23 protein-coding genes are annotated in these 22540 nt (G+C 63.2%); 2 read left to right on the top strand and 21 right to left on the bottom strand.

Features of this window, described 5'->3' with window-relative positions:
• Position 1: 1 nt before the first annotated feature.
• A complete protein-coding gene (locus CH271_RS09315) occupies positions 2-313 on the bottom strand; it encodes an MbtH family protein (protein ID WP_015586165.1) in 312 nt (103 codons plus the stop codon).
• A 203-nt stretch (positions 314-516) separates the two neighbouring features.
• Between CH271_RS09315 and CH271_RS09310 the strand changes: the two genes are divergently transcribed.
• Complete coding sequence (locus tag CH271_RS09310; RefSeq protein ID WP_080730065.1) at positions 517-1470, top strand: UbiA family prenyltransferase; 954 nt, start codon at positions 517-519, stop codon at positions 1468-1470.
• 12 nt (positions 1471-1482) lie between these two features.
• On the opposite strand, the gene CH271_RS29250 is transcribed toward CH271_RS09310, so the two are convergent.
• From CH271_RS29250 to CH271_RS09210, 20 genes are all read right to left on the bottom strand, one after another.
• Positions 1483-1743: a helix-turn-helix domain-containing protein gene (locus CH271_RS29250; protein ID WP_080730074.1), complete on the bottom strand. Its 261-nt coding sequence runs from the start codon at positions 1741-1743 to the stop codon at positions 1483-1485.
• 611 nt (positions 1744-2354) lie between these two features.
• Positions 2355-2921, bottom strand: a complete 567-nt coding sequence (gene def, locus CH271_RS09300; protein WP_015586162.1) for a peptide deformylase — start codon at positions 2919-2921, stop codon at positions 2355-2357.
• Between the two features lie 145 nt (positions 2922-3066).
• Positions 3067-3234, bottom strand: coding sequence for a hypothetical protein (locus CH271_RS28785; RefSeq protein WP_155289036.1), 168 nt, complete (start codon positions 3232-3234; stop codon positions 3067-3069).
• Between the two features lie 25 nt (positions 3235-3259).
• Positions 3260-4150, bottom strand: coding sequence for a hypothetical protein (locus CH271_RS09295; protein WP_015586160.1), 891 nt, complete (start codon positions 4148-4150; stop codon positions 3260-3262).
• A gap of 168 nt (positions 4151-4318) precedes the next feature.
• On the bottom strand, positions 4319-4627 hold the full coding sequence (locus CH271_RS09290) for a hypothetical protein (protein ID WP_015586159.1): 309 nt from the start codon (positions 4625-4627) through the stop codon (positions 4319-4321).
• A gap of 36 nt (positions 4628-4663) precedes the next feature.
• On the bottom strand, positions 4664-5095 hold the full coding sequence (locus tag CH271_RS09285) for a hypothetical protein (protein WP_015586158.1): 432 nt from the start codon (positions 5093-5095) through the stop codon (positions 4664-4666).
• A gap of 78 nt (positions 5096-5173) precedes the next feature.
• Positions 5174-5923: a hypothetical protein gene (locus CH271_RS09280; RefSeq protein WP_015586157.1), complete on the bottom strand. Its 750-nt coding sequence runs from the start codon at positions 5921-5923 to the stop codon at positions 5174-5176.
• Positions 5924-5999: 76 nt separating this feature from the next.
• On the bottom strand, positions 6000-6779 hold the full coding sequence (locus tag CH271_RS09275) for a hypothetical protein (protein WP_015586156.1): 780 nt from the start codon (positions 6777-6779) through the stop codon (positions 6000-6002).
• Positions 6769-7449 carry a hypothetical protein gene (locus CH271_RS09270; protein WP_052049379.1) on the bottom strand — a complete coding sequence of 227 codons (681 nt, stop codon included), beginning with the start codon at positions 7447-7449 and terminating at the stop codon, positions 6769-6771. The genes CH271_RS09275 and CH271_RS09270 overlap by 11 nt, the downstream gene beginning before the upstream one ends.
• A 727-nt stretch (positions 7450-8176) precedes the next feature.
• Positions 8177-8509, bottom strand: a complete 333-nt coding sequence (locus tag CH271_RS09260; RefSeq protein WP_015586153.1) for a hypothetical protein — start codon at positions 8507-8509, stop codon at positions 8177-8179.
• 40 nt (positions 8510-8549) lie between these two features.
• Positions 8550-10799, bottom strand: a complete 2250-nt coding sequence (locus tag CH271_RS09255) for an FtsK/SpoIIIE domain-containing protein (protein ID WP_052049378.1) — start codon at positions 10797-10799, stop codon at positions 8550-8552.
• Positions 10799-11227, bottom strand: a complete 429-nt coding sequence (locus CH271_RS28780) for a hypothetical protein (RefSeq protein WP_015586151.1) — start codon at positions 11225-11227, stop codon at positions 10799-10801. The genes CH271_RS09255 and CH271_RS28780 overlap by 1 nt, the downstream gene beginning before the upstream one ends.
• A gap of 666 nt (positions 11228-11893) precedes the next feature.
• A complete protein-coding gene (locus tag CH271_RS29245; RefSeq protein WP_015586149.1) occupies positions 11894-12493 on the bottom strand; it encodes a hypothetical protein in 600 nt (199 codons plus the stop codon).
• Positions 12493-13959 carry a peptidoglycan DD-metalloendopeptidase family protein gene (locus tag CH271_RS09240; RefSeq protein ID WP_072692242.1) on the bottom strand — a complete coding sequence of 489 codons (1467 nt, stop codon included), beginning with the start codon at positions 13957-13959 and terminating at the stop codon, positions 12493-12495. The genes CH271_RS29245 and CH271_RS09240 overlap by 1 nt, the downstream gene beginning before the upstream one ends.
• 119 nt (positions 13960-14078) lie before the next feature.
• On the bottom strand, positions 14079-16196 hold the full coding sequence (locus CH271_RS09235; RefSeq protein WP_141214634.1) for a hypothetical protein: 2118 nt from the start codon (positions 16194-16196) through the stop codon (positions 14079-14081).
• Positions 16197-16246: 50 nt separating this feature from the next.
• Positions 16247-18772 (bottom strand): ATP-binding protein, encoded by a 2526-nt coding sequence (locus tag CH271_RS09230; protein ID WP_015586146.1) that lies wholly within the window; start codon positions 18770-18772, stop codon positions 16247-16249.
• Positions 18772-19503 carry a hypothetical protein gene (locus tag CH271_RS09225; protein WP_015586145.1) on the bottom strand — a complete coding sequence of 244 codons (732 nt, stop codon included), beginning with the start codon at positions 19501-19503 and terminating at the stop codon, positions 18772-18774. Before CH271_RS09225 ends, CH271_RS09230 begins: the two co-directional genes overlap by 1 nt.
• A gap of 61 nt (positions 19504-19564) precedes the next feature.
• Complete coding sequence (locus tag CH271_RS09220) at positions 19565-19897, bottom strand: hypothetical protein (protein WP_015586144.1); 333 nt, start codon at positions 19895-19897, stop codon at positions 19565-19567.
• Positions 19898-19930: 33 nt separating this feature from the next.
• A complete protein-coding gene (locus CH271_RS09215) occupies positions 19931-21040 on the bottom strand; it encodes a conjugal transfer protein (protein ID WP_015586143.1) in 1110 nt (369 codons plus the stop codon).
• Positions 21037-21318 carry a hypothetical protein gene (locus CH271_RS09210; protein ID WP_015586142.1) on the bottom strand — a complete coding sequence of 94 codons (282 nt, stop codon included), beginning with the start codon at positions 21316-21318 and terminating at the stop codon, positions 21037-21039. Before CH271_RS09210 ends, CH271_RS09215 begins: the two co-directional genes overlap by 4 nt.
• Positions 21319-21652: 334 nt before the next feature.
• Between CH271_RS09210 and CH271_RS09205 the strand changes: the two genes are divergently transcribed.
• Entirely contained in the window at positions 21653-22498 is an 846-nt protein-coding gene (locus tag CH271_RS09205; protein ID WP_015586141.1) for a hypothetical protein, read from the top strand.
• The last annotated feature ends 42 nt before the right edge of the window (positions 22499-22540 follow it).

Here is a 22540-nt window from a genome sequence, read left to right as displayed (position 1 = left end):
GCTACGACCTAATTTCGTTGTGGTAGGCATCGGCTGGGATGCCCTCAACCGAATTGGTCGTTCCCGGCCGCATAGTTGGTCCGACATTAGTTGTCTGGCTGCGGTTTTCGGCCTGAGCAATGGCGAGTGACTTGGGGCGCAAATCGGTCCAGTGGGTGTCGACGTACTCCAGACAAGCAGTCCGCTTGGCCTCGCCGAACACTCTTGACCAACCGGCCGGGACGTCGATAAAGACCGGCCAGAGAGAGTGCTGCCCCTCCTCGTTGGTGAGAACGAAATAGCTGCCGTCTTCATCGTCGAACGGATTGCTCATGGTCCTCGCTTACTCGGAGAGTTGCAGTACGCCTGCTGTGCATTTCGGTACCAGTCGAGTCTGCCTAGCAGCGAATACGTTGGTCCCCTTTGTGGCACGAAGGGAGTAGGTAATACCTCAGAAAACTACAACTTTGGATGTAGTTTTAGCGAAGACAAGTCCGGGCAGAAACCTTCGTGCACTGCGACAGCTAGGCTCCGGCTGTGTCAGATGGGTGGTCGTATCGGTGTGAGTCGGTCAAGCACGGCACACAGGTAGGTCGTCCTGGGGGCGCGTCGAGTCCCGCAAGAAATGCATGGTTGTGCTTCGTGGAGGCCAGACCGCAGGTCCAAGGTGTCTATCTGCTTCGATTCGCGGTTGGAATTGCCGGCGTATCAGCGACTGCAGGGCCTGTCGGTGTCGGACAATTAGCGGCCGGCGCGTTGACCTGGTGGGCCGTCGTGATATCGACGTACTTGTTCAATGGTGTGACTGACGTCCTTGAGGATGTGGCAAACGCGTCGCAGCGACCGATTGCGCGGGGGGAACTGGCAGTCCGTACAGCCCGGTGGGTCAGCGTGGCTACGGCGATCACAGCCCTGCTGATGGCTGCAGTTGCGGGGCGCGAGATGTGGTGCTGGACCTTCGCCTTCCTGACGCTTGGGTGGGTGTACTCGGCACCGCCACTGGCTGCCAAGCGTTGGAGTTTGTCTTCTTCTGTAGTGATATTCGGCCTCGGCTGGGCAAGTTATGCTGCCGGAGCGGCCGCCGGCGGCGGAGGATTTGGGCGTACGGAACAAGTCTTCTGCGCATCGATGGCAACATGGATGGCGTTGGTGGGAGCGGTCGTGAAGGACCTATCCGATGCCCACGGGGACGCCATTGGTGGGAGGCGCACTCTGGCAGCGCAACGTGGACTCAGCTCTGCACGGCGGCTGGCCATATTCGGAACGACTGTCGTTGGAGTATGCGCACCGATCGCCTCACTGCTATGGGCACCGCTCGCACTGTTCGGAACATTGCCGTTGACTGCTGGAGCTCTCTGGGTGATGGCGCTATGCGCGCGGGCGAACGACTATGACCTGAAGGCACGGCGCTGCGGGTACCGCGCTTTCATGGCCACCCAGTACGCAGCAAACCTCGCGATGCTCGGCACCCTCCTGGTGCGCGCGGTATGAAATTGCGGGCCGCTAGATGCGGCTGCCGAATAGCCTGTGCAACGCGTCCATACGGGACGACGCCCCAAGTTTCAGATAGGCGTTGGACAGATGCCGCTTGACTGTGAGCTCTGAAATATTCAGAGTGCGAGCGATCTGCCGGTTGGTCATCGCGAACGCCACAGCCTCCAAGACTTCAAGCTCCCGGTTGGTCAAAGATGCGTCTGACGCGGCCTCAAGCACTCGAAGTTGCCTGTCCCTCAAATGGCCTCGGGTCTCCTCGTAGCTGAGCATGCCCGTGTGAAGGCGGCCACCGGCAGCAAGGCGAAAAGCGGCGTTGATGCGTCTCCAGACCCCAGGTCGGTGTGTCAAGGGTGCCTCTTTGGCGGCCAGCTCTATTGCAGGCTCAAGGGATGACCACAGAATCTCCACAGCTCGCACGGACTCCGAAGCCGGTATTGCCTGTAGGGCTCGATGCGAGCCGAGCAACCGGGTGTACTCGTCTGGAATCGCCGACCGAGTAGTCGAAGACGTGGGAAGGCCTAATGCATCTACGCACTCGTTGAGGATTGCCAGTGCTTGGCGGCGGCACTGTGACCACACCCCCGGATTGATCCCGAGGGGACTATTCTCGCGTAGCAAAGTGGTTCTGTACGCCGTCACTACCTCTGGAATCGCGGCCCGTAGCGACGCCGCAGCCATTGCGTAAGGCATATGTTCCCCGAACTCCTGTTCCCTAGCCCAGGATACAAGACCATATGGTCCGTTGCCGTGCAATAGCGAGCCATGGATGCGTTGAGGGTTCGACCTACTGTTTCGTGTAGATGAATGTCAGGCTTCGTGAAGGTCTTGACGTCACCGGGTGGGTAGGCGGAGCAGAGCGGTCACTGCTTCCGGAGCAGAATCTATCGTGTTGGCCAATCGTTGCTGTACTGCTCAGAGACCGTCTCGTGGTCACGATAGAGCTGTTTACGTTTGCGCTTCGAGAGGCGGTCGCCGAAAACGATACCGTTGATGTGATCGGTTTCGTGTTGGAAACAACGCCCGAGCGTGCCGCCTGCGTTGAGTTCGATCTGGTTACCGTACTGGTCCTGTCCTCGACAGATAGAGAACTCTGGCCGTGCGAGGTCGGTGTATGCGCCGGGGAGGGACAAGCATCCTTCACCGAAATCGATGAGGTGTCGATCGTTTCCTTCGGCGAGTTCGACTACCGGATTGCAGACGACACCAGTTCGCCGTGTCCCGGTCTCGTCACTGCAATCGTAGATGAACACCGCAAGGTCGATGCCTACCTGCTGAGCGGCGAGGCCGGCACCGTCCGCAGCAGTATTGGTCGCGAACATATCGGCAAGCAGACTTTGCAGATCAGGACCGAAGTCGGTCACCGGTCGAGCCGATGTGTGCAGGACAGGGTCGCCCCATCGGACGATTGGTCGAGCATTGCCGAGGCGCAGAAGTTCAGAGACAGGCATGACTCGTATGCTCCACCCTGGCTACGTTAGAAGCAACCGATGAGGTTTGTTTTGGGCGCGTATCACGTTTTGTGGCCGTCATCATGGTGCGGAGTGGCTCGACGAGAGCATCCGATCGCGCAGGGCCCATGACAAGTGACCGTCTCTATTCCGATTCTTCGCCGGTGTCGATGGCTCCGTCGATGGGTCCGGTCTGGGGGTCTTCGGCTTGGACGGCGCGAAAGTCGGCGCGCGGCATGATGTCTGGATGAAATTGCCATGGTGCGCGGCGTTCTCGTCGGTGTGGTGGCGGTGAGGCCTTTTCGGTGGGCATGTCTGTTTGTTCCTTTCGCTGATGGTCAGTCCGTGTCGATGTCTTCGAGTTGCACGACGAGCCTTTCCCTGACCCTCTGACCTGGTCGCTCGTAGGGGACGAAGTGCGAGTTGACGACTCGGTAGCGGGTGCCCCGTGGGAGGAGGTGGCTCGTGTCGTCGCCCTTGTCCGATGCTCCGAGGTACAGCCCTCGTGTTGTTTGGATCTCGAATACGGCGTCCGTCGGATGGCTGTGTGCGTCGAGTTCGTGGATCGAGTGGCGGGCGCCGGTGAAGCGGTCGAAAGCTATGACCGAGCCGGGTGAGAGGGTCTCGGGTAGCTCGGATGGATGGATGACGGCGTGGGGCAAGCTCACAACGGTGTAGACCAGGTGTCCACGTCCGGACTCACGCTCGTATCGCTGGATTGCGCGGTCGACTCTCTGGATGTGGCGGCGCTGGTCGTCGTCGAGCCGAACTGCATCACCGTTGACATCGGACAATGCGTCGTTGGTGCGTTTCCAATTTTCTGGATCTCCGATCAGTGTGCTCATCGCACGGTGCTGGGCTCGGGGAACGCTCTGCTCGACAGTCCTTTTGGTGGCTGATCGCGCATTGCGCTGGCGGGCGCTGAGGCTTCGACGGAGTTCGATCGCGGCCGGCAGCGAACGTCTTTTTCGTTCGTTCGTGATCGGCGCGGCGGTGTTGCGGGGGAAGGCGCGTTCGAGGTCGCGGCGCGCGCGTGTCAGACCGGGCAGTCCTTCGATGTCGGTATCGAGGCCGCGGGCATGCTCGCGATTCGCGGCTCGGTCGGCGAAGGATGCGTGCGGGAGCACCACCCCTTGCTTCTTCTCCAGCTCTCCGCTGGATCCTCGATCGGGGTCGAACGCGCCCCCGTCTGGGGTGACGCGGTTACGACTACGGCGCGCGGAGGACATCGGACCTCACCCGGAGGGGGTCTTGCGGTCCCGGATACAGAGTCGGTACTGCGGCCCCGCGGGGGGCGGCGGTACCGACTCGACCTGCAGCGCCGCCGAAGTATTCGACAGCGCTGCAGCAAGTGCACGCTCGGCGGACGCCTCCACCGAGCAGTGCGACAGCTTGGGTCATCGTCCCGGCCGGCCGGGCAGGTCGGTTCCGGTTCCTATCGTCCATGCGACATCGACGACGTCGGACAGGGTCCGGCTCAGGTGGCCACAACTCGTGCATACGCCGGGCAGCTTCTGTGAAATCAGATCGAAGAAGTGCTCGTCGCACGCGAGGTGGGCCATGAGCTGTCCGCCGGCGCAGCAATCTTTCATGGCCACCGCCCACCATGCGCCCCGCGGTCCCGCTCCCCCGTCCCTGGGTTCCAGCGCGCAGACGTCGCAGGCCAGCTCGATATGGGTGATCGCGTCGGTTCGGTCGGTGCTCATCGCACAGCCCCCTCTGGTTGTCGACGGGATGTCATGTCAGCTCGCCATGGCGTCGTGCTCGCCGTGCTCGTTGTGGTGATCACTCCGGTGTTCCTCCGACGCCGGTGCGGCATGGTTCTGCTGCCCACTGTCGTGCCCGTGGGGTTCGCCGCCGGTGGCGGCGGTTTCTGCCGGCGGGGTCTGCGTGGGTTCTTTCTTGCTGGTGGCCGGTTTTGCGACTCCCTTCAGTGATGGCCGGACGTAGCCGCCCTTCTTCAGTTGGGCGGTGGTGAAGCCTGCAGCTTTGGCGGCGTCGTAGGCCACGATGAATTCGGCGGTCGAGTCGACATGTTCGGCCTGCGCTTTGGCGACTGCTTCGGCCTTCTGCCGGCTGTTCTCGGCTGCTTCGACAAGGTTGCGCATTGCGGTGAACTGCGGGCCGAGGATCTCGCGGGTGGTTGCATCGGCCTGGTCGGCGGTCTTGGGCATGAGATTCCTTCTTTCATGTTGTGTGCGAGGGACTTTCATTTCCTCTTGGGGAGGAGATTTGTGTGGCCGATCGTGTGGTCAGTTCGCCGGTTCGGTCTCGCCCGCAGTTGTCACCGCGGTGTTGCCGAGACCGCAGAGTTGCGTGGCCGCGACAGCATCACCGCGGGTGATGGGCAAGGCGTATGTCTGCGCCACACGAAGATATTTCGCCGCAAATGCACATGCGAGGTCGTCGTTGCTCGGATGCCACTGAGAAAGCCCACGTTGGGCTCGATGTTCAACTGCCTGCGCGCTGGCGACGATGATGTTGGTCTGTACGTCGCTGACAAAGCGTTGCTGCTGTTCGGGTGCCCATGCAGCAGCACCCAACGCCCACGCCGCGTCCAGCGGGTAGACGTAATCGCTTGCTGCAGCATCTTTCTCAGATGCTGCATCGAATTCGACGGTGACACCGGTGTATGGATCATTCAACACGCCCTGTGCCACAACGCAATTGTCCGTTCCGGCAGCGAATGTGACGGCCTCGAGCTCCGCTGCCAATGCGATGTTCCTGGTGTCGCATCCGTGATCGCTGCCTGGCGGCCGCACGAGAAGTTCCGCCAAGCGCTGACCGTCGGGCCACCTGGCCGTGCTGTCGATATCGTCGACGACGGGCAGGGCGTCGAGAAGGCTCGCAACGGTGATGACGTCGTGGAAGACCTGGGGTGGTGGTGGCGCAGTGTCGGCCTCGTGGTGATCCGTCGTGATCACCACGGCAGCCGCGGCCGCCACAGCGACCATCACGGCTGCGGCAATGGCTGTCCATGCGGTCTGATGTGTCTTCGCCATGATGGCAATCACCTCTTCGGGAGCTGTCGAGTTCGGGGAGGGAAGAAAAAGCAGGACGCAACTGCGCGCAGGCGGATCAGGATGCGACGAGAGTGAGCGCGGTGCCGAGTGCGAGGTACGGGCCCAGCGCGATATGCGACCGTGCAGGCTCGGATCTGATCGCTCGAAGGACCCGCACGACTATCACTCCGACGAAAGCCGTCAGGATCGAGAACACCAGCGCCGCACCGAGGGATGTCCAGCCGACGTAGCCTAGGACCATCGCGAGCGAGACCACCAGTCGCGCATCGCCGATACCGATTCCGCCGCGCAGAAGCACTGCAAGCGCGAAGAACAATATGCCGGCGGCCAGGCCGGCCAGAAGGGCGCGACCGACCGCGCCCCAGGTGCCGTGAACGACACCGGTGAGCAAGATCATTGCTGCAGTTCCGCTGGCGGCCAGATACGCAAGAGCAGTCGGAATCCGTTGCACGCGTTGGTCGATCCACGCAATCCAGGGCACTACCAGAGCCAAGAACAGCATTGCCGCCGGCGGCGCACTCGTCGGAGTACTGACGAAAGCGGAGATGACGCCCCACACGACACCGGAGACGATGACGGGAATTTTCGTCCCCAGCGCCGCCTCGTCGACGGAGATCTCGACCCGTGCACACACCGCGATGACGGTGGTCCGCAGCGCGGCCGACAGAGCTACCCCGACGATCACTGCTATCGCGACAATCGAGACGCGGCCGACAGTCGCAGCAGTTGATGCCTGAGTGCTGGCCCAGGATGCCGACGACGCCTCGATCAAGGCCCATAGGACGCCTGCCGCCAGAGCGACCACGACACTTCTGACGTAGTCGCTACGCAACATCGGCTTCTCGTTCACCATCGGAGCGAGCGGCGTGCACGGCCATCCGGGCACGGTAGCGGACCTTCTTTTTCACCGCTGAGTCGAGATCGATTCCGAGTACGTCGGCCAGGTGCTCGGTTGACCACCGCCGACGGAGCGAAATTCCTACGATCTCGGCTTGCTCTGCAAGAGTGAGCGGCAGTCTCCATTCGCCGCACAGGCGACGGTAGACGGCCGCCTCGTCCACGCCGCGGATGCCTCGGGGCGAATGTGGACGTGCTCGGGGGTCGTCGATTTCGTCATCGTCCCAAGCAAGAGGCGTCGCCCATCCCTGCTCACGGGCTGCATTCCGGACCTGCTCGTCGGGGCCGGGTGTCATGGAGATCTGGTCGTAGACGTCGTTGATGACGGACCAGAGTTCACTGGGGACAACTTGATCCGATGGCAACGTCGAAAGCTTGGGCACCGACAGCCCGGTCAGTTCGGACAGCGCTTGCACCGAGTAGCCCATCGCGACGAGGGCCCGGATCCGTCGCTGAGCTCCGACACCTAAGGTCATCGCCCGTCCCCGGGTGGGGTGGAAGGTGACGTCGAGAATAGCTTTCGAGATGCTTGCGGTGGTCTCGAAGCATTTGTGGTTGGCGACTGTCTCCACATCACTGAGGCTGAGCTTCGTGAGATCGAGGATCATTTGGTCGGGCATACCGCCGAGCCGCAACGACAGCAGGTGGCGGCGGGCGGGTCCGGAGGGTACCGACGAGGCACTCCCGCGGCGGGATGTTCTGTTAGATCCCGCCGCGGGAGTGGAGCGACGTCGCGCACGCGCAGCGTCACTGCCGTCGCTCGTCGGGCCGAAGGAACCACCCCTCGACGTCGTCGAGCGACTCCATGAACCGGTATTCCGGTCAGGATTCATTGTATTGCTATCGGGCACTGCATCACACAGTGCGGGGGAAAGATTGTTTTGCGTACGCGAAACCACGTCGACGTCAGTCATGGTGCATCCCTTTTCAGTTGATGCGGTTGGTCAGACCGCACATCAGATGTTGGGGACACTACCTCGCGGGAGTGCATCGCGTCCAGACCGTCGGGTCGTTTTTCTTCGGTGATGAGAGTTCCTCGGTCGTACAGTCCGCCTGCCGCGACGCCGGTATAGCTATCTGCCTCGGCTCTTGTGCGGCATGCGACGAAGGCCGCGAGCGGGCAGGTCTCGCACGATTCGAGGAGATGCGCTGCAGCGACGGTTGCTTTCCGGCGCCGTTCGAGACGTGGGATCCGTGACTGCAGCAGCTCTGCGACCGCCGTTTCGCGGGCGGCCCAGTTGCTGTCTCGGACACACTGACCGAGCGGCATCGTGAACGATTCTCTGCTCGCGATCGCGCGTAGTTCTGCGCGGCGACCACTGGTGGCTTTCGTTCTCATCCCCGGTCTCCTCGGTGCAGTCGAGCCTGTCGGGCTGAGTAGGCCGAGCGGCCGGCGCTGATCGCGACGGCACCGAGGGCGACGACGACGGCGAGAGCGATGATCAGTCGTCGACCGTCGAGCCCGGCACCGTCCGATGCTGGGATCTGCACCATCGGGGATGCCTCGCTGGCGATCAGAATGGAGTGCTCGACCAGCCAGGCGATTGCCGTCGACCACCACAGGCCTGCGGATCCGAGAGCCATGGTGGCTGCGAGTGGGGCGATCCAGATCAGCGCCATCTGATCGTCGTCGGAGAGGGCTTTGCTGTTGTTGCCGTGTTGGGACATGTGGTTGTTCCTCTTCTGATCGTGTGTGTCGCAGAGTGATTCAGGTGGCGAGGGCAAGGGGGCGACGAACTTGAACAGTCGCGTCGAGAGGAATGTCGAGCACCCCCTCGTCGTCGCCGTCGCCACGCCAGGTCAGCCCGACCATGTCGTCACCCGACTCGTCTCCGTAGATGTCGGGTTCGTTGTCGACGACGACCCAGATCCCGGCGTCCTCGTCGAGGAGAACTAGGTCGCCGGCAACGAGGTCGACCGGAGCAGTGTCTTCGGATTCGCCGTAGCCCTCCCAGTCGTCGACGTCGGTACCGGCGTCGGGGACCACCTGCAGGTGCGGGCGGTCCTTGTGCATCGGAGAGCCCGGGACGCCGGACACGGCTTTTTCTTTCGGCGTCTGCGCGTCGGGCTTGGGCTGGCGAACGGTGGGGGTGTCGAGATTGAGCATTGCCATCGGCGACGATGCGCGACGAGCTGAATCACTGTCCGCGCGCGTCTTTCGCCTGGCGACGGGATCGAGATTGGGATGGTCCGACGCGCGCGCCCAGGGCGCGCCGGAGACGTGATGGAAACGGATCTCTTCGTCGCCGTCCACGGTGCCGCCGGGATCCGGGTCGAGGATCACCAACCGCTCGTGCCGCACTTCGAGAGGACGCAGGCGGTCCAGCACCGCTGCGTCGTCGGCCCCGGGCTCAGTCTTGCGGGGGTCGGGAGTGAAGTAGGTCTGAATTTCGACCGCTTGGTTGTGGTCGTTGACACTGGTCGCCCGCCCACGACATCCGCGCGGGATACCGACTCCAGTGGTTGCCGATTCCCACATCATCAACGCGCCCTGCGGACTCAGACGGCCCATCGATACGCGCTGGCGAAAGTTGTCTCGCATGTCGCCGCCGAAGTACTCGGCATCGGGTCGCTGCGTTCCCAGCACCATGTGGCACTTCGCTGTGCGGCCTTTTCGTCCGATCGACGCCACTTCCTGGAGGGTCTTCGGCTTGGTGGGATCACCCTTACCTTTGATGCTCGAGTACCAGTTGAGCAGGTTGCCTCGGAAGTCGGCGTACTCGTCGATGAACAGAACGACGGGCTCAAAGTCGGCCTCGGTAGCTTCTCCGTTGACGATCAGCGAGTACCGGGTTTCCATGAGATTCCAGAACCGATAGATGACCGCGACCTGGTGCTCCATGTGGCTGGCGACGATCTGTACATTCGGCCAGTCCTGGAAGCCCAAGAACTCGACCCCTTTTCCGTCGACGACCCATACCGGCCAACCGTGCGCGGTGAGCTGTGTCAGCAGGGTGTGTGCGGTGACGGTCTTTCCGGTTCCGGATGCACCGACGAGCATGAAGTGTGGGTCGATCGCCGGCCGCCACACCATGGGGTTGCCGTCCTCGTCCTCGCCGTACGAAATCGCGACCGAGTCGTAGTCGGAGTGCGCGAGGTCGCCGAGATCGGTCGTGGATTCCGCGTCGCCGAGGCCGGCCGGGTTGTAGAGCTTCTTCGGAAAGGTCGGGCGCACCTCGAAACGCACCCAGTCCGTTTCGAGGTTCCAGCGAGCACGCCACCGACCGGGCAGATTGACGCTCACTACTCGTTGTACTCGGGCCCGATAGCCCTCGGACTCGAGTCGATGTCCGACCTCATGGGTGGCTTCGACAGCTACAAGATCCCCGGTGCTCGGGTCCGTCTCGTGTCTGGTGATCTTTCCGGTCGGCCCTAGCAGCGCGAGAATCGTGCGCGTGGCTTTGACGAGTTCGGGCGAGACATGCGTCTCGGAGACGGACCGTGTGTCCGGGACGAGAACGAGACGGCGTTTGCGTGTGTTGTGCTTCTGGATCCGGTACCGGCCCCAGCTCTGCTGGGAGAGCAATTCGACGACGCGGGGCTCCCACTGTTCGTCGAGAAGGAGCGCGGCCGACTGGTAGCGGACGGTGATTCTGCCCGGACGGCCGGGCCACTGGCCGCTCCACCGAGTCGCCGTCAGGACATCACGGGTCGGCGGTGACGCGGTCAGCCGGCAGAGCTGCTCGATCGCACGATCGGTCTCTTCGGCTCGGATCGTGGCGCGATAGCCGTTGTAGCTGACGGCCGCGCCCGCGCCGACGCCGAGTGCTGCTCCACCCCATGCGATCGCTGTGTCGAGGTTCAGGATCGGGCCCAGTGCTGCCGACACGACTCCACCGGCAACGTAGAGCACACAGTTGCGGATCCACGGATTGTTCTGGGGGTCGAGCGAGGGTGCATCACGTAGCGACCGGTATCCGTCGAGGGGTGCCTGAGTCGGGTTGGGTAGCGCGCACATCATGCATCCCGGGTGATCGTGATCAGGATCCCGTCACCGGAAGTTGGGCGCATCGTTGCGGTCAAGGCCACGCTGCGTCGGCCGACTTCGTTGTTGAGATGGGTCGGGTTGTAGTCGAGGGTGAAACGGCACGCGGCGTGAGGCTGGCAGTGCGCAGCGCGGAGAGCCGCATCGACAAGTCTGATCAATCGTTCGTCTTCGGTGTCGACGAGCAGGTTGCTCGAATTCCACTCGACGACGAGCGACCAGACCTCGTCGGTGGTTGCGAGGGTCACGATCCGGTTGGTGGGATCGTCGAGCCTGAGGGTCTCGATCCGAGCGAAGTTCGGCAGCGCTCCTCGATCGATGACAGGACTCAGGGGGCCGGCCGTAGATCGACTGCTCCTCGAACGTGCCCTCGCTACGTGTAGTCGTGTCGGTGCGCTCATGGGGACTCCCTGTCTCGTCGTGCCTTCTCGAGAACAGGTAGATCCAGGTGCGTCGACTTCTGTGACAGCCGCGGTGAATCTTTTTCCGACAACCTTTCATCTCGCGCTGCAGCGCATGCGTTCATGGCCCCATCAGTGGCGCACCGATCGGTCACCAGTGCTCTATCGGTGAGGGTGCGATTGGGGACGGGCAAGTCGCGTTCCGTGTTGCGACTGACCGTCGCGGGAACAGCTATGTGCGCTCGACACCCCTTGACATGGGGGGTACGCTGCAAACGGCGATGCGAAGCGAGTAAGGCTTGCAGCGACCTTCCCACATCCGGGGCATATAACCACCAATTCGCGGCAGCATCGGCGCCTCATCAACTGCTCATCGGATGCGGTTCGATTCCTCTCTTACGCACCCTCGGGCAACGTCCATCCGCCAACCCCAGCGTCGGCGTGACTGCCACGAGATTCGGTATACGCAAGCCACCCCGACCGGCCTGGGGTGGGGCTCCTCCTCGCGGATCCGCGAGCTAAGGGCCGACGGAAGCCGGTTGTCACGTAGCGCGACAGGGCTATGAACGGCGGCACCGATCACGGGAAATAGTGCGTTCCATGTTGCCTGTACAGGGCGATCGGTTCAGTGGCCGGCGACCCTCTCCGGGTCATGTGCGGCGAGGGTCAGAAATCGAGAGTGTCCACACTCCACCCGGCTGCGGTCGGCACTGCCGATACCCACACGGTCGTGGTGGAGTCGACGGGGACCGTGGCATCCGAGGTGACGGCCGATTGCGTTATCTCCGCGACTCGATAGATGCGCTCGGCGGTATCTGCCGGGCATCCGGAGCAGCCGATCGAGACGGTTGCGGTGATTTCGGCGTCTTCTTTCTTCCACTGTTCCCACTGGGCACCGGGGCCTCGCTCGGTCGTTGCAGGGGTGGAGAGTTTTGCAGCGAGGTTGTCGGTGAACCATCGGCGGGCGCGTAGAAACGCGTCGGTCGAGCTCGTGTCGGTGCTGGGGTACCAGGTGAAGGCGGTCGTCAGTGCTTGACGGATTGCGGTCTCCGCGTCTGTGGCGGCGCTGCTGATCGGAGCGGGTACAGCGGTTGTCTCGGTTGGCTGTGTGTTGATTTCGGGTAGCGACGGCGCGGTTGGCGCGCTCGTTGTCTCCGGTGCCGATTCCGGCTCATCGGTGGCGGGTGAGCTGCAGGACCAGGCGATGGTCACCACGGCTACAACGACGAGGAGGACGGCTATAAGACGTCGGCCGGCAAGGGACATCAGATCCTCCGGGCTTTCATTCCAGCCATGAGTGGAGCTTGTTTGACGACGTCTCCGGTGGTGGGGGCGTGGATCATCTGACCGCCGCCGATGTAGATACCGACGTGCCCAGGGCCGTTCGCCTCGAATGATCCGAAGACGAGATCACCGGGCATCGCTTGATCGATCGGGATCTCCGAACCCACTCCCCATTGGGCCTCGGATGTGCGGGGCAGGGTGATGTGCTTGCCCGCGAAGTAGGCGAAACTGGTCAGTCCTGAGCAGTCGAATCCTCCTCGGGAGGGGCCGTTGATATCTCCGCCGCCCCAGACGTAGGGGGTTCCGAGGTACTGGCGTGCAGCCTCGACGACATTGTCTCCGTCAGCTCCGGTCGGCACGAACCGGCCTGTGGAACCTTCGGATGTGTACTGCGCTTGGCCGGCCAGAATCTTCGCCACATAGGGCTGTGTTTGTGTGGTGTAGTCACCGCCGGATGGCATTCCACCGGCTGCGAGCACCGCGGCGGGGCCCGCGTTGTAGGCGGCAATCGTCAGTGCAGTTGGGTCGCCCTTCACTTTTCTCGCGGCGATGGCTGCGGTGATATCTCCGTTGATGGCGCACATGAAGTGGGCTTGTGAGATCACTGCATCTCCGATGGAGTTCGGGTCGGCTCGCCCGTCTCCGTCGTAATCCTTGCCCCACGTTGCCCAGGTTCCCGGCATGAATTGTGCGGGCCCCAACGCTCCGGTGCTCGATACCGGAGCGGACGGGCCGTAGCGGAAACCGTTCTCGGCGGAGAGTTGGGATGCGATCAGGGGAGCACCCACGCCTGGGCACACGGCTCCTGCTTTGCGGATCCACGGCTCGAACTCCGGCGGCACGGATCCGGTTCGGAGATCTCCGCCGGCCGTGCCGAAGCCACAATCGACAGCGGTACCGGCGCCGGTCGGTGAATCAGCGCCGGACGATTGGGGGCTTCCCGCCTGACCGAGTTTGCTCATCGGGTCGATAGCGGTTCCGCCCTGTAAACGGCCGCCTTCCCAGTACTCGAAGTGCAGATGTGGTCCGGTGGAGCCGCCGGCGTTGCCGATGTCGGCGATGTGGTCGCCGACCTTGACCTGTTGTCCCTCCTTGACGAGGACGCCGTTGGGATACATGTGCCCGTACACGGTGGAGACCGGTTTTCCGTCGACGATCGAGTCGAGGACGATCCACATTCCGAAGCCTTGAGCGGGTCCGGCTTTGACCACAGTGCCGTCGAGGGCTGCGTAGATCGGGGTGCCGATCGGGCCCGCGAAGTCGACGCCTTGGTGCATCGTGCCCCACCGCTGCCCGAAGGGGGACGTCATCGTGGTCGTGCCATCGCGGGTCGGCTTGCCGATGGGACCGGACGGGGTCAACGGCGATGCATCATCACCACCGGTACCGGACGAGACCGTGGGGGCACAACCGCTGGAACCTGACGATGTGACGAGTACGACGACCATCAATGGAATGACGACGAGTACACCGAGAGCGGCGATACCGACCGCCAGGGCGAGTTTCCACCATCGACGTGGCGCTTTCGAGTTCGGCGACACCGCTGTCTCAGGCGGGGCCACCAAGGTCATCGCCGTGCGCCTGACGCAGCTCGATGGAGGATTTCCGTCGGATTCGTGGTGGCACCTGGTTGGACGGTCGGTCGGGCACGACGCGGAGCACTCGACGGCCGCGTGGACCGGTCGGGAAGCAGAAGCGGCGAGCCCTCATCGGTGGAGTACTCACGGAATCGTCCGCCTCCAGGGCCGGTCACCGTGGCGCGGCTGGCCCGAACTTCTCGGTTTCCTGGAGTCGACAGTGCGGGAGCGGTGGCCACCGGCCGCTTGATACCGGGTGCGTTCGTTGTCTTGTCGCCGTGAGAGCGGACCGCCGATCGGTCTCCGACGGGGCTGGAGACCGGAGTGTGGGAGTGACCGGAGCCGACGACCGACTGCGTCGGGGGAAGGTCGATGTTGATCGGTTTGCGAAGGCTGGGGTGGGTTTCGGAAGCATTGGTGGTGTCGGTGGCCGCCTGGGTAGCTTTGGCGTCGCTCCGTCGACCGACGACCTTCTTGACGCCCGCGGTTGCAATCTTCCCGGCCGAGTAGACCACGGCAGCAGTTCCAAGTGTGGCTGCGCTGCTGGCGGCTGCCGTCCCGTCGACGAGAGCTTTACTCGCCTTGGCGGTTCGGGCCGTTGCATGGCTGGCTGTCTTGGCCAGTCCCTTTCCACCTTGATAGGCCTGGCGGGCCACTTGTCCGGCGTAGGCAGCTTGGGCGAGGGGGCTGGTCGGTGTCTTGGTCGATATCGCGGTGGGCGCGGCTCCTGGTCTGCTTCCGAGCTTGCGTGCGAGGGCGTCGGAAGCTTTGCGTAGTCCTTTCACTGCGCGGCGGTAGAGAATGATGCCCGCGATCAGAACGATGTCGGTCAGGATGAATTTCATCATCAGCGGAGAGTCGCCGTCTCCTCTGAACAACTGTCCGATCACGATCATGTATCCGACGAGGAACACCACCGCGAAGATAACGATGACCATCGACATCAGCACCGCGGCGAGGGTTTTCCACAATGCTCCGCGGCCGGATCCGGGCAGAATTCCAACGACGGTCACCACAATTCCCTTGACGGCCGATGCGAGGGCGGTGAGTACCGCGAGGATGAGGGTGAACGCCAGAATTGTGGCGAATCCGAGCAGGATGACACCGGCCAGTAGCATCGCGACCCCGGACCCGACCTGTCCCGGTCCGGGGTGATCGGCGAAGTCCTTCATCTGTTTTGCGCCTTCGCCGCCGCAGCCTTTGATGTTGTCTTTGAGGGTGTCTCGTGTGTTGCCGTCTGCTTTTTCGTGGCCGGCGTCCCAGGCTTGAGTGCAACGTTCTCCGTCGGGCGAGCCGTCGATGACTCGGCCGAAGTTCAGCAGTTGGGTGGGTTGCCTGATGAACGTGTCGGCCATCTGTTCCGAGATCTGGTCGATGAGTTCGTCGGAACTCGACGTCGTGTCTCCCTTGTTGGCCAGGCCTGCCGCAAGCTGCACGCCGGCGTCGCGCGCCTGCATGATCAGGCCGTCTTGTCCTGCGACCCGTTCGACTGGATTGGACAGGATCCCCACTGCCGCAGCGGCGATCGCTGCTGCCATCAGGAGTTCGTACACTCCCGTCGTCCACCGTCCGCGAATGACCCACCACGCTCCGATGCCTGCAGCAGCGGTGAGAAGAAGGCCCGTGAGCTGGAACTGATCGGTGACCGTTTGCATGGCATCGCCGATCGAACGGAACGGCGCAGTCAACAATTCGAGCCACTCGAACCGCAAGGCGTAGGTGACGAACCAAATCGCGAAGCCGGTCACCCCGCGGTACACCTCGTACTCGAGCATGATGAAGGTGGAGAACACGGTGTACATCGGGTGCCCGACCGAGCCTTCGTCGATGGACATGAAGTAGTCCCAGACCAGAATTCCGTGAGAGTCACGGACTTCCATCCAGCTGAATGTGCTGTTGGTGGGCAGGGTTTCACCCGGGTCGGCATGAGCCGGTGACGCCAGGGCGATCGCCAGCAGACCGATCATGTGCCAGACAGCGACACCTGTGACGATCGCGCGGCGGATTCGAGATGCCACTACCCACTTGAAGACAGGGCCGAGGAAGCGAGCGAGAACACTGCACCACGACCGCGGGATCCACGACCACAGCACGAGCTCGAGAACCATCTTGACGCCGCCGCCAATCGAACCTGGCCGGCGCACAACTCGTTTCGACATCACCATGTCGCCAACTCCGCAGCGCGCTCGGTAGTCGATTCTTTCGGAGTCGTACTCGCCGCTTGGTATCTCGCTTCCGATGCCGGAAGTAAGACCTTGATGCGGCCGACGTTGCCGGCGGGATCGCGCATGTAGCCCTCTCCGCGGCGATGCGGTGCGACGTATCCGTCTTTGCCTTCGACGGGCGATGTGTTCTCCATCAGCTCTTTGAGCAGTCCGAGATCGTCTTCCCCGACGCCGAGCCACTTCAACGATTTTTGCGCTAGTCGTCGATCCGTCTGCCGGAACACGAGCCGGGTGGGGATGAGCCCTCGCAGCGTCTCGGAGCCGAAGTCTGCTTCGGGGTCGTGCGATCCGAGCATCACCGCGGCGTCGTGTTTGCGGCCGTCTCGAATGAAGTCGATGATGATCTCGACACCTTCGCTCGAGCGCGTCAGGTGATGGCATTCGTCGAGCAGGAAGACCGCGAGGGTGTTGGGGTCCGCGAAGCAAATGCCGCGGGCGATCTGCGCGATGAGGGTGTACATCATTCGCCCTACCCGCTTCTGGAGCGACATCTGCTTGAACAGATGCTCGTTCTCCACTTCTCGCTCCGAGGGCAATTCCAGTGTGTGAGTGCGGAAGACGATGGCTCCTGCGCGTGGATTGAACGGCTCTAGGTCCGGCCGAAACAGCGCTGCTGCATAGGATTTGGTCGCGTAGACCTTCAACTTTCCGGCAAGCTCGGCAGCTCCGTCGAGGGTGCAGTCCTTCTCGAGGTGCGAAACCAGGCCTGGGGTAGTGAAATTGCCGAAGCGAGCGCGGTATTCCGGCTCGAGCACTTGAGACAGCAGTACCCCCAAACGGTCGTCGGGCTGAAGTTGCAACAGCGGCAACAGAATAGACACCGCAACTTCCCCTCCTCGTGCGGGCGAGAACAGCCGAAGAGGGTCCATCGTGACGTCCGGTGCTGCGGTATCGACGACCACCGCGTCGGTGATCGCTTCGGCCCACAGTGCGTATTCGCCCAGAGGGGTCCGGTCGACCACGATGACTTGGCCGCCGCGGTCGACGACCTGGTTACCGGTTGTTTTCAAGTAGCCGGACTTGCCTGATCCCAAGTTGCCACACACTCCCACCGAACCCGAAACGTCACGTGACGCTTTCTTGGCGATGTCGTGGTGCACGACGCCAGTGCGGGCCGAGGAAATGTTGAGTGCGATCAGCGGGCCGTCTCCGTCGCCGAGATCGTTGCGGGTGACCGGTACGTACGCGGCGAAATGTTCGGATGTGGTGATCTGCGCGAACTCGTTGCAGATCGCCGGCGTCGGCACGCCGGGTGTCATTGCCCAGAACAGCTCCTCCTGGAATCCGATCGGTGACTGCAACCTGTAGGTCGAACCCTCGAACTCCTTCGCCAGCTCGCGCTGATATGCGATGGCCGTCTCTTCGTCCGCGGCGGCGACACAGAAGACGGTGGTGGATTGCACTTCCATCTCCATTGCGTCCGCCTCCAGAAGCGCGTTGTATTCCGCGAGGGCGACGGCAGCGTCGTCGAGGACGCTGCCGGTGCTCAATTCGTCTTCTCGCTGGGTGTATTGATCGTTCATCTGCACCAAGGCGCGGCGGTTCTTCTTCAGAACCTCCGATGCAGCGGAGTTCTTGAACCGAATTGCCCAGTCGACATCGACGCCGCCCAGGTTGTCCGCGAGGGTCAGGTACTCCGAGCCTGGAAACAGCGTGCCGCCCGAAGGAGTGGCGGCGAGCACCAGGAAGCACTGATAGCTGGCCGGCGGTGGCGTTACCTCCCACGGCTGGTCGACTTTGAGCACACGCGACAAGGTCGGCGCCTTGGCCCGCCAGCCCGATTCGGGGCGATCGCTTTGAGCCCCTTCGTCGAGCCGCGCGGCAGTGAAGGATCCTCGAGCAGTGCCTGCCGGATGATCTAGAGCGGTGGGCATGTCGGTATCGAGGCCGAGGCCGCGCTGCAGAGCATGTTGGTGCAGCCACACCATCTGGGAGGGGGTTGCGGGGGTCGCATCGTAGAAGGCAGGGATGGCCGCGGCGATCTGCGCGGCCTGAGCTGCGCGGCGTTCTCTCTCCTCGACGGGAATCGACGAGGGCGGCATCCCCAGCAGATCGGCCACCGAGGACCATGCGGCGGACGTTGCGGCCTTGACGGTGTCACCGAAGCCGTGGTTGGCCAGGGGGATGGACAGCCAGTAGATTCGCTGGCCGGGTCGGATCTCCTCCAGGCGGTCGATCGTGGCGTCGCATTCGTCTGCCCACGCGGGATGGAGATCGAGATCGACACCCCGTTCCATGCGCTCGACGATGGTCATTGGGTCCAGACTGACCGCGACACTGAGCAGGAGAGATTCGCCAGGAAGAGCGCGCAGCAACATCTTGTGCATCGCCCGCGCGGTCTGTCGGTCTTCGATCGGCCGGTACCCGTACGGGATTCCGGTCAGGACGTAGTCCGCCCAGACGACTCCGGAGCGGGTCCAGCGCAAGTTCGAGGTGACGAGCCGGTTCGGTTGTTGCATTACGCCTTCTCTCGGGTCGGGGTGGGGGCCGCTGCAGCCATGGCAAGCAGCTGCTGAACGCTGCTCGCCGGTGCCAGGTTGGCGACGCCGAACGCTTCGGCCAGGGCTGGACTCTGCGAGCGCTGGCGTTCGCCGTCCGATCGCGGCCGGGCTGGCGCTGGTGCGATCTTTCGCTCCGGCCGCGGTTGGGTCAGAGGTCTGAATGCTGGTGCGGCCGGCGCTGCGTTGTCGTCGAGCTCCACCGGTGCCGCGGCGTTCTCTACTCGATCGCTGGATGCTCTGATGACTGCTGGTTCACTGATAGCAGCGTCGTGGCTTGGCGGGGTGTCGAGGATGATCACCGACCCCAGTACCGCGTGAGGGCGTTTGATCCGGATCGGCTCGCCATTGATCCTCGACGGTGACATCGCCCCGGTAGCCGCGCGCCCGACACCCCGGACTACTGAGATCGGATTCCGTGCTCCCTGCGGCAGCCTCCCCAACGCCCACAGGGTGCCGCCGGTGACACCGAGGAAGATGACACCGTTGGTGATGACACTGCCCTGCGCCCACAGCGACTGGGTCAGCCACAGCAGTCCGCCTGCAATACCCGCGCCGACGAACTGGGTCAGGGTGTAGGGGCCACCGGGGATCTTTCGGCCGTCTGGCGCTTTGCCGATCAGCTGCGGAAAATTGCGCGCTTTGGTGAACATCTTGACCACGCTCCGCGAGGAGGCCTGCTGTTCGGTCATGGTCGGTCACACTCCTGCGGGGGTCGTTGAATCGAGGTGTTCGTGAGTTGGCCGAGCAGTGTCAGATGAACGCCGCGATCGGATCGGGCACCACGACGACCTCGCTGCTTTGTGGCGAGGCGGAGCCGGGAAGCTCGTCGCCGACACTGTCTTTGACGGCGGTGATGTTCCACATCACCCAGATCAGTGCCCCGCCGACCACGATCGCCACCAGTGTTTTGGCAATGGCGAAGTGACTTTTGAAAGCAATCGCGGCGATGAACCCGGCGACGCCGACGCCCACGAGAGTGCGGATGAGGCCCTGCACCTCCGCACCTTTGTTGTTGGCCCATTCGATGATTCCTTCGGCGACGACGGTCGACGACGGATCGGCCAGGATCGAGGTAATGGTCATTGTTCGTACCTTTCGGATAGGGGGAGCAGAGCGTCAGTTCGGTTGAACGGGCGCTGCGGGAACGGAGGAGGTAGTGCTGGCACCAGTCGAGGTCGGCACCGCAATGGTTGGGGTTGCTGCGCTGAGTCCGGTCGAGTTCGCGAGCAACGGCATCGGGTCGAGCGCGGATACTTCCCACCGGCCACCCCGGGCGATCGCTGTCAGCGGGTATTGCACGGTCGAGGTCTGCGCTCGGTCCGTGGCTGTGACGGTCGCGGTGGCGAGCACCCGTACCGTCGCACCATCTGCCGGGGATCCGGACGCACCCGCCGAGAAGTCGGTGTCCGAGACGAGGTCGGTGATCTGGACACTGGTGTACGGCGCGGGGGTGACGGCACGGATCGGTGTGCCGGGTGAGGTGTAGCGAGAAATTTCTCCGGCACCGGCAACCATTGCCGAGAGGAACTGGCTGATCGACTGGGTGAGCGAGTGATCGAGGCCGACTCGGAATCGGTAGCCGAGTGTGAGGTCACCGCCGGTTGCCGGGGCCGCCACAGCAGCAGGGACTGCTGCAGCCCGCGCGTCGTCTCCCACGAACACGACAGGGACCGAGAAGTATCGACGTTCCGGCTTCGTCGCCGGGTCTGCCCCGATCGGAACCACCGAGACCGACACAACGATCGCGTAGTTCTGGCCGGCCGCCTGTAGCGGTCCTCCTTGCGATGTCGATCCTGTGGGACCCTGATTTCGCGCCGGCGGGTCGATTGCTTTCACGCTCGCGATTCGAGGTTCGGACGCGGTATAGCTCGCCTGAGCCGGAAGCGACATGCCGTCGGTGCGGACGAAGCGCGCGAGGGCTTTCTCGTCTCCTCGCTTGGATTGCAACCACGTCAACACGAAGTCCTGCGCGAGGTCGGTCGCTGCTGCTTCGCGGGCTGTGTCGATGACCGTCTGAGGGTTTGCCTTGCTCTGGATCGGCGTCGTGGACCCGACGCCGGCCAAGACGAGAACCAGTGCCACCACTCCGGAGCCGATCGCCGCGAACAGACCCCACTTCATCGCCTTGGTCGCGACCGCTTGCTTGCCGGCCCACTGATGAAGCTCGGTGGCCGGCGCAGCTTCTGTCGGCTTGTTCGAGCCCTTCTTACGGAGATGGATCTTCATGAGATCTCCTCGTGCCGAGACGGCTCGACCGTGGCGGGTACGAAGCCCTCGTCGACCAATCGCAGAGCGCCTCGACCCCGGGTCGCCATCATCCGTTCGAGCGCTGCCCGCGCCTGCTCGGCCGGCTCACCGAGCACGACCTCGCGGACGCGGCTGGCGATCTCTGCGCTGAGCGGATTGTCGCCGAGTTGCGCCGCGAGGCCGCGGATCTCTTCGGACACCGAGTGCACGCGAGCGGTGTCCGAGAGCAATGCGGCCGACGGATCGTGGTCGTCCATCCGGGGTCCTCCTGTCGGTAGCCCGCCGTGTACGGGCTTCTGAGAACAGGTAGATCCCTTCGCGGGCGGGTCTGTGACAGAGGCGACCGGAAATTTCTCGAACTTTTTTTCACCGCCCCGCTGCGATTCGTCGGGCTGTTATCACCGTCGCCGTGTAACCGCAGGTCACAGCGGTCTATGTCGAACGCGGGGCGCTGCCGTTTTCTGGTTCCGCCGGACCCGGCGGGTATAACAGCTCCGCCTTTTCGAGTAAGAATCCGCAGCTCAGCGGATATAAGGCGCTGTTTGTGTCAGAGGCGATCGAACTTCAGTTGCCTCTATCAGGAGCGCCCCAGTGACCTCGCCGCAGCCTTCCTCGCATTCCTCCACCCCACTCGGATACAGCACATCGCTGTTTACGACGATCAACGCCGAGTGGACCAATCTCTGTGTCGACGCTCTCGCAGGCCGCGAAGTCCGCACGTGGGCCGATCGACACCCCGCATGGTCGTCCGCTCGCTCCGTGGCCGACATCGCTGAGCTTGCCGCTCAGGACAGTGACGCCACCCTGTCCCTTCTGCTCACCGAGCACAGTGCAGGCAGCGCCCTCGCCGGCACAGTTTTGGTCCGGTTGATGCTCCCCAAGCTGGTCCGAATCCATCGCTACGCGCGGCTGGACGGAACCGATCACAGCCGCGAAGAACGTGCCTCGCGTACCATCGCCGCGTTCTACGAGGTGATCGCTTCGCACCGTCCCGGCGGCACTGGGATTGCCGGGGCACTCTCGCTTCGGACGCTGGGTCTGATCACCAAGACCTGCGAATCTGCGGTGGAAACGCCGGCCGAACCCGACCAGCTCCACCGGGTTGCCGACGGATCCGATGACCGCACGACCAGCAATCCGGGGGAGGTATCGGCACGGGAATTGCATTCGGTTCTTGCATGGGCAGTGCAGTCCAAGACCATCACTGCCGACGAGCACTCACTTCTGATCCGTGCATATCTCGTCACCGAAGGTGCCGATCTCGCATCGCTCGCCGTCGAGGAGAACTGCTCACCGGCAGCCCTTCGACAGCGCTTGAGCCGCGCTGTCGCGCGAGTCCGCGACGGAGTAGCAGCACGCACCGGCAACACTCCCTCGCCGGGAAAGCGGACGTTCTTCTACACCCGATCACACCATGAGTCCGCCTTGGCGAGCTGAAGTCCACCTGCACCAACCCCGCTCTCACCTACAAAGGACGCA

It is taken from the genome of Rhodococcus sp. 05-340-2 (assembly GCF_002258915.1).
Lineage (GTDB): Bacteria > Actinomycetota > Actinomycetes > Mycobacteriales > Mycobacteriaceae > Rhodococcoides.
This window is presented reverse-complemented; position numbering and strand designations above follow the sequence as displayed.